The 6,446-nt window shown below is 73.2% G+C and carries 5 protein-coding genes; 2 read left to right on the top strand and 3 right to left on the bottom strand.

Features of this window, described 5'->3' with window-relative positions:
• The first annotated feature begins 230 nt into the window (after nucleotides 1–230).
• Nucleotides 231–2,615, top strand: a complete 2,385-nt coding sequence (locus tag ACZ7JA_RS19375; RefSeq protein WP_470809384.1) for a phosphoketolase family protein — start codon at nucleotides 231–233, stop codon at nucleotides 2,613–2,615.
• Between the two features lie 12 nt (nucleotides 2,616–2,627).
• On the opposite strand, the gene ACZ7JA_RS19380 is transcribed toward ACZ7JA_RS19375, so the two are convergent.
• The 3 genes from ACZ7JA_RS19380 to ACZ7JA_RS19390 form a co-directional block, all read right to left on the bottom strand.
• Nucleotides 2,628–4,316, bottom strand: a complete 1,689-nt coding sequence (locus ACZ7JA_RS19380; protein ID WP_470809586.1) for a sensor histidine kinase — start codon at nucleotides 4,314–4,316, stop codon at nucleotides 2,628–2,630.
• 144 nt (nucleotides 4,317–4,460) lie between these two features.
• Nucleotides 4,461–4,673 carry a hypothetical protein gene (locus ACZ7JA_RS19385; protein WP_351660752.1) on the bottom strand — a complete coding sequence of 71 codons (213 nt, stop codon included), beginning with the start codon at nucleotides 4,671–4,673 and terminating at the stop codon, nucleotides 4,461–4,463.
• A 78-nt stretch (nucleotides 4,674–4,751) separates the two neighbouring features.
• On the bottom strand, nucleotides 4,752–5,633 hold the full coding sequence (locus ACZ7JA_RS19390; RefSeq protein WP_351660755.1) for a universal stress protein: 882 nt from the start codon (nucleotides 5,631–5,633) through the stop codon (nucleotides 4,752–4,754).
• A gap of 281 nt (nucleotides 5,634–5,914) precedes the next feature.
• Here ACZ7JA_RS19390 and ACZ7JA_RS19395 point away from each other — a divergent pair, with 281 nt between their 5' ends.
• Nucleotides 5,915–6,319, top strand: coding sequence for an Hsp20/alpha crystallin family protein (locus ACZ7JA_RS19395; protein ID WP_351660758.1), 405 nt, complete (start codon nucleotides 5,915–5,917; stop codon nucleotides 6,317–6,319).
• The last annotated feature ends 127 nt before the right edge of the window (nucleotides 6,320–6,446 follow it).

The following is a 6,446-nucleotide window of genomic DNA, read 5'->3' on the forward strand; positions in this document are numbered from 1 at the left end:
CAGGTTCGCCGACACCCAGGCGGCTCCCGTGCCCGTCATCACCAGCCCCGAGTGGTCCGGCTCCGAGACCGGCGGGCGCCGCTACTCCCCGGCCGGACCGCTTCACACGACCGGCTCCGGAGCTGTGGCCCGAACGGCCCTGTCGGGTACCCGGGGCCCCGGCGGAGGGTGGGTCCCACAGACCGGCACGCGCGTCCGCCGAGCCCGACCCGACACGGAGAGGAATGCAGATGTCCGTCGACACCCAGCAGGTGCCCGCCGAGCTGGAGGAGGACGAGCTGAGGTCGCTGGACGCCCACTGGCGTGCCGCGAACTACCTGGCCGTCGGCCAGATCTACCTCATGGCCAACCCCCTGCTGACCGAGCCGCTCAGGCCCGAGCACGTCAAGCCGCGCCTCCTCGGCCACTGGGGGACCTCGCCCGGCCTCAACCTGGTGCACACCCACCTCAACCGCGTCATCAAGGCCCGCGACCTGGACGCCCTGTGCATCTGGGGCCCCGGCCACGGCGGACCCGCCGTCGTCGCCAACTCGTGGCTGGAGGGCACCTACACCGAGACCTACCCCGACATCACCCGGGACGCGGCCGGCATGGCCCGGCTGTTCAGGCAGTTCTCCTTCCCCGGCGGCGTGCCCAGCCACGTCGCCCCCGAGACGCCCGGCTCGATCCACGAGGGCGGCGAACTCGGCTACGCGCTCTCCCACGCGTACGGCGCCGCGCTCGACAACCCCGGCCTCGTCGTCGCCTGCGTCATCGGCGACGGCGAGGCGGAGACCGGACCGCTGGCCGCCTCCTGGCACTCCAACAAGTTCCTCGACCCGGTCCACGACGGCGCCGTACTGCCGATCCTGCACCTCAACGGCTACAAGATCGCCAATCCGACCGTGCTCGCCCGCCTCCCCGAGGCCGAACTCGACGACCTGCTCCGGGGCTACGGCCACGACCCGATCCACGTCACCGGCGACGACCCGGCCGCCGTGCACCGCGCCATGGCCGCCGCCATGGACACCGCCCTGGACCGCATCGCCGCCGCCCAGCGCGCCGCCCGCGAGGACGACGTCACCGAACGGCCCCGCTGGCCGGTGATCGTGCTGCGCACCCCGAAGGGCTGGACCGGCCCGGCCGAGGTCGACGGGCTGCCCGTGGAAGGCACCTGGCGCGCCCACCAGGTCCCGCTGGCCGCCGTCCGGGACAACCCCGAGCACCTGCGGCAGCTGGAGCGGTGGCTGCGCTCGTACCGGCCCGAGGAGCTCTTCGACGAGCGGGGCGCCCCGCGGCCGGAGGTCCTCGCCTGCGTCCCCGGGGGCGCCCGCCGGCTCGGCGCCACCCCGCACGCCAACGGCGGCCTGCTGGCACGCGAACTGCCCCTGCCGCCGCTGGAGAAGCACGCCGTCGCCGTCGACAAGCCCGGCGCCACCCTGCACGAACCGACCCGAGTCCTCGGCGACCTGCTCGAGGACGTCATGCGGGCCACCGCAGAACGCCGCGACTTCCGCCTCGTCGGCCCGGACGAGACCGCCTCCAACCGACTGCAGGCGGTGTTCGAGGCCAGCGGCAAGGCCTGGCAGGCCCGGACCCTCGACGTGGACGAACACCTCGACCGGCACGGCCGGGTGATGGAGATCCTGTCCGAACACACCTGCCAGGGCTGGCTCGAGGGCTACCTCCTCACTGGCCGGCACGGACTGTTCTCCTGCTACGAGGCCTTCGTCCACATCGTCGACTCGATGGTCAACCAGCACGTCAAGTGGCTGCGCACCACTCGCCGACTGTCCTGGCGGGCCCCCATCGCCTCCCTCAACTACCTGCTGACCTCGCACGTGTGGCGCCAGGACCACAACGGGTTCTCGCACCAGGACCCCGGCTTCGTCGACCACATCCTCAACAAGAGCCCCGAGGCGGTCCGGGTCTACTTCCCGCCGGACGCCAACACCCTGCTGTCCGTGGCCGACCACGCCCTGCGCAGCCGCGACTACGTCAACGTGATCGTCGCCGGCAAGCAGCCCTGCTTCGACTGGCTGCCGATGGAGCAGGCGACCGTGCACTGCGCGCGCGGCGCGGGCGTCTGGGAGTGGGCGGGCACCGAGGACGGGTCACGGGACCCGGACGTGGTACTGGCCTGCGCCGGCGACGTGCCCACCCAGGAGGTGCTCGCCGCCGCCCAGCTGCTGCGCCGGCACCTGCCCGAACTGGCCGTGCGCGTGGTCAACGTGGTCGACATCGCGCGGCTGCTGCCGAAGGAGGAACACCCGCACGGGATGAACGACTTCGAGTACGACGGGCTGTTCACTCCGGACAAGCCGGTGATCTTCGCCTATCACGGCTACCCGTGGCTGATCCACCGCCTGGCCTACCGGCGCACCGGTCACCACAACCTGCACGTGCGCGGCTACAAGGAGATCGGCACCACCACCACGCCGTTCGACATGGTGGTCAGCAACGACCTGGACCGCTACCGCCTGGTCATGGACGTCATCGACCGCGTCCCCGGACTCGCGGTGCGCGCGGCCGCCGTACGCCAGCACATGGAGGACGCCCGGCAGCGCCACCACGTGTGGATCCGCGAGCACGGGACGGACATGCCCGAGGTGGCCGACTGGACCTGGGACGGCTGAGCGCCCCGGCGGTCAGGGAGCCAGCGGCACGGTCCACTCGACGACCGTGCCGCCCGGCTCGTTCCCGGACAGGGCGAACGTGCCGTCCATCTCCTCCGCGCGCCGGCGCAGATTGGCCAGCCCGCTGCGCCGGGTGACCGCCTGACCGATGCCGCGGCCGTTGTCGGCCACTCTCAGCCGCAGGGCGGCGTCGGTGATCTCGACCCCGATGTCGACCGACGTGGCGTGCGCGTGCCGGGCCGCGTTGGACAGCGCCTCGCCCAGCACGGCGAGCAACTGCTCGGCCTGCTCGGCGGAGACGACGGTGTCCAGCAGCCCGGTCATGCGCAGCGCCGGGGCGAAGCCGAGCGACTCGGTGGCCCGTTCGGTGGTCGCGACGAGCTGGGCGCGCAGCCCGCTGCCGCGCCGGGCCTGGTCGCGCTCGCGCAGGGCGTAGATGGTGGAACGGATGATCTTGATGGTGTCGTCCAGGTCGTCCACCACCCGCTGGATCCGCTCGCTCGCCTGCGGCCGGTCGGAGACCCGGCCCAGGGTCGACTGCAGCGACAGCGCCCCCGCGAACAGCCGCTGGATGACCAGGTCGTGCAGGTCCCGGGCGATCCGGTCGCGGTCGTCGAGCACCACCATCCGCTCGGTGTCCCGCCGGTGCTCCGCGACGTCCAGGGCCAGCGCGGCCTGGTTGCCGAACCCGGTGACCATGTCGCTCACGGCGTCGGCGAAGGGCGCGCCGCCGGGCAGGTTCGCCACCTGCAGCACCCCGCGGACGTGCTCCGGAGTGCCGAGCGGCACGAAGAAGGCCGGCCCCAGCTCCACCACCGAGGCGCTGCCGCCCTCCGAGCGGGGGTCGGCGCTCAGGGCGTCGCTGGTGATGGTCTCGCCCGAGGTGAAGACCTTGGCGGCCAGCGCCGAAGGGGGCAGCACCAGACCGCGGACCTGCTCGGCGCCCGCTCCGGAGGCCGCCTCGATGACCAGCTCGCCGCGATCGCCGACCGGCACCGCGAGGGTGACCAGATCCGCGCCGGCCACCTCCCGCACCTTCACGGTGAAGGACTCCAGCACCGCCCCCGGTTCGGCGCCGGACAGCAGGCTGCGGGTCAGGTCGTTGCTGGCCGCCAGCCACCGCTGGCGGCGCTGCGCGTCCTCGTACAGCCGGGCGTTGTCGATCGCCACGCCGGCCGCCGCCGCCAGAGTGCGCAGCACCGCCTCGTCGTCGGTGTCGAACTCCACCCCGCTGCGCTTGTTGGTCAGGTACAGATTGCCGAAGATCTGCTCGCGGACCCGGACGGGGGCGCCGAGGAAGCTGCTCATCGGCGGGTGCCCGGCCGGGAAGCCCACGGACGCCTCGTGCCGGTGCAGGTCCGCCAGCCGCAGCGGCTCCGGATGGCGGATGAGCAGACCCAGGATGCCCTCGCCGCGCGGATAGTGCCCGATCCGGGTGATGGTCTCGTCGTCCATGCCGACCGTGACGAACTGCTTGATCGTGCCCTCTTCCCCGAGCACCCCGAGCGCGCCGTACTGGGCGTCGACCAGGGTGACCGCCGACTCCACGATGCGGTGCAGCACCACTTCCAGGTCCAGATCCGAACCCACGGCCAGGACGGCCCCGAGCAGCGTGTGCACCCGGTCCCGGGCCGCCCGCACCTGCGCCACCTGGGTCTGGAGATCGTCCAGCAGCGCGTCCAGACGCAACTGCGGTGACATCCCTGACGTCTCCGCCTCACGCCCGTTCTGCGCGCGCTCGTCCACCACGGCTCCCCTCACCGCTTCGCCGACACCCCCAGGATGCCCGACGGGCCGGGGTCGTTCCACGGCAGCCCCAGGGCTCCGGCGGACGGCCGGGGTCGCTCAGCCGAACAGGCTCGGCACGCGGATCGTCCGGACGTGCCGCCATGTGCCGCCGGGCAGCAGCATCCACTCGCCGGCCGCGCCCCGGGACGCCCGGGCGGCGCGACCGGCCCCGGCGCGCACGGCGCCGGAGCGCGTGGCTCCGCGGGACGGCAGCCGGGCGCCACAGCACTCGGACTCGATCCGCGGCAGGGTTCGGGCACGCTTGCTCACTGTTCCTCCCTCGGGTGTGCGGCGGACCGTGTCACCCGCCCGCGCCCCTTCGCGCGGGCCGCTGTGCCGTGCCCCGGCTCACGCCGGCGACGGAACCACCAGGACCGGGCAGCGGGCGTGGCGCAGCAGCCCCTGGCTGACCGAGCCCAGCAACATGCCCGTGAAACCGCCGTGCCCCCGGGTACCCACCACCAGGCCGAGCGCGTGCGCCGAGGCGTCGGCGAGCGCCCGCACCGGATGCCCGGTCAGCAGCTCGTGGCGCAGTTCCACCTCCGGGTAGCGGGCCCGGCGGCCGGCCACCGTCTCGGACAGCAGCCGCCGGCACTCCTGCTGCTCCGCGTACTCGTCGAAAATCCGCAGCGGCCCCGGCTGCCAGACGTACAGCGCCCGCAGCTGGGCCCCGCGCAGCGCGGCCTCCTCGAACGCCAGGTCGACGGCGACGGCGGAACGCTCGCTGCCGTCGACGCCGACGACGAAGTACGCGGGCTCCTGCGTGATGTGCTCCGGCTCGGGCACGACGACCACCGGGCACTGCGCGTGCGCCGCCACCGGCAGCGCGACGGCCGCCGAGCCGAACACCTCCTGTGTCCGGTTCAGATGCCACGAGCCCAGGACCACCGACGTGGCCTCGCGGCTCTGCTCGCGCAGCACCCACACCGGATCGCCCTCCGCCAGCAGCGGATCGACGACCACGTCCGGGCACCGGGCCGTGACGAAGTCCACCGCCTCGTCGAGCACCTGCTTGCCCGCCCGGTGCAGCGTGTCGTTCCACTGCTCCCAGGACGACGGGACGTCCGGCGCCCGGGTGCCCCTGGTCGGCACGCCCTCGACGTGCACCGGACGCAGCGGCACCCGCCGCCGGACCGCCTCGTCCGCCGCCCACGCCAGGGCCATCCGCCGGGCCGGGTCCGGATCGACGCCCACCACGACCGGCCGGCTCCGGTCAGCGGCGCCCGCCATTGCGGCCTCCCTCGTCCGCGGTGACCGGGACCGGGGGCCGGGGCAGCACGTCCATCGTCCTCGCCTCCTCGCCGCGGTGGCACGGGGGAGAACCACCGCTCCTTCCATGGAAGTCCCGCTGCGGCCGGACTGCCAGTGCCAGGGGTCCCCGGCTCGCGGCGCGGGCGGCGGAAAGGACCCAGGGGCCCGCAAGAAGGGCTGTTAGGCCTACGCGCGGCGCCTCCGCGCGCGCTGCACTGGAGGTGTCGGCAGACCCGACGACCGGCGAGGAGGTCACGGCGATGGCCACACTGACACGCAGGCAGAAATTCCCGTTCCCGGACATGCCCGACTGGTTCGAGACCCTTCCCGGCAAGTTCTCGGTGCCCGCCGTGCGCATCGAGGACTACACGGAGAGCGGCCGCTACGTGATGCGCGCCGAACTTCCGGGCATGACCCCCGAGGACATCGACGTCGTCGTCGGCGAAGGGGTCCTGACGGTCCAGGCCGAGCGCACCGAACGGGACGTGGACAAGAACCACAGCGAGTTCCGGTACGGCGCCATGAGCCGCAGCGTGACGCTGCCGCGCGGCGCCGACGAGGACGACATCACGGCCGACTACACCGACGGCGTGCTCACCGTCAGCGTGGGCCTGGGCGCCGAGAAGGCGGAGGCCAGGCACGTGGAGATCAAGCACAAGCACTGACGGACGCTCCGTCACCGGCCGCGGGGGGGGGGGAATGGGATTACCGCAAAGGTGGGTGTGGGGTTTGGTTGGGGGTTGTGGGGGTGGGGGGTGTGTGGTCTGCACTCGCCTCCATCGGCAGGGCGTC

Source organism: Streptomyces sp. NPDC038135 (genome assembly GCF_055601245.1).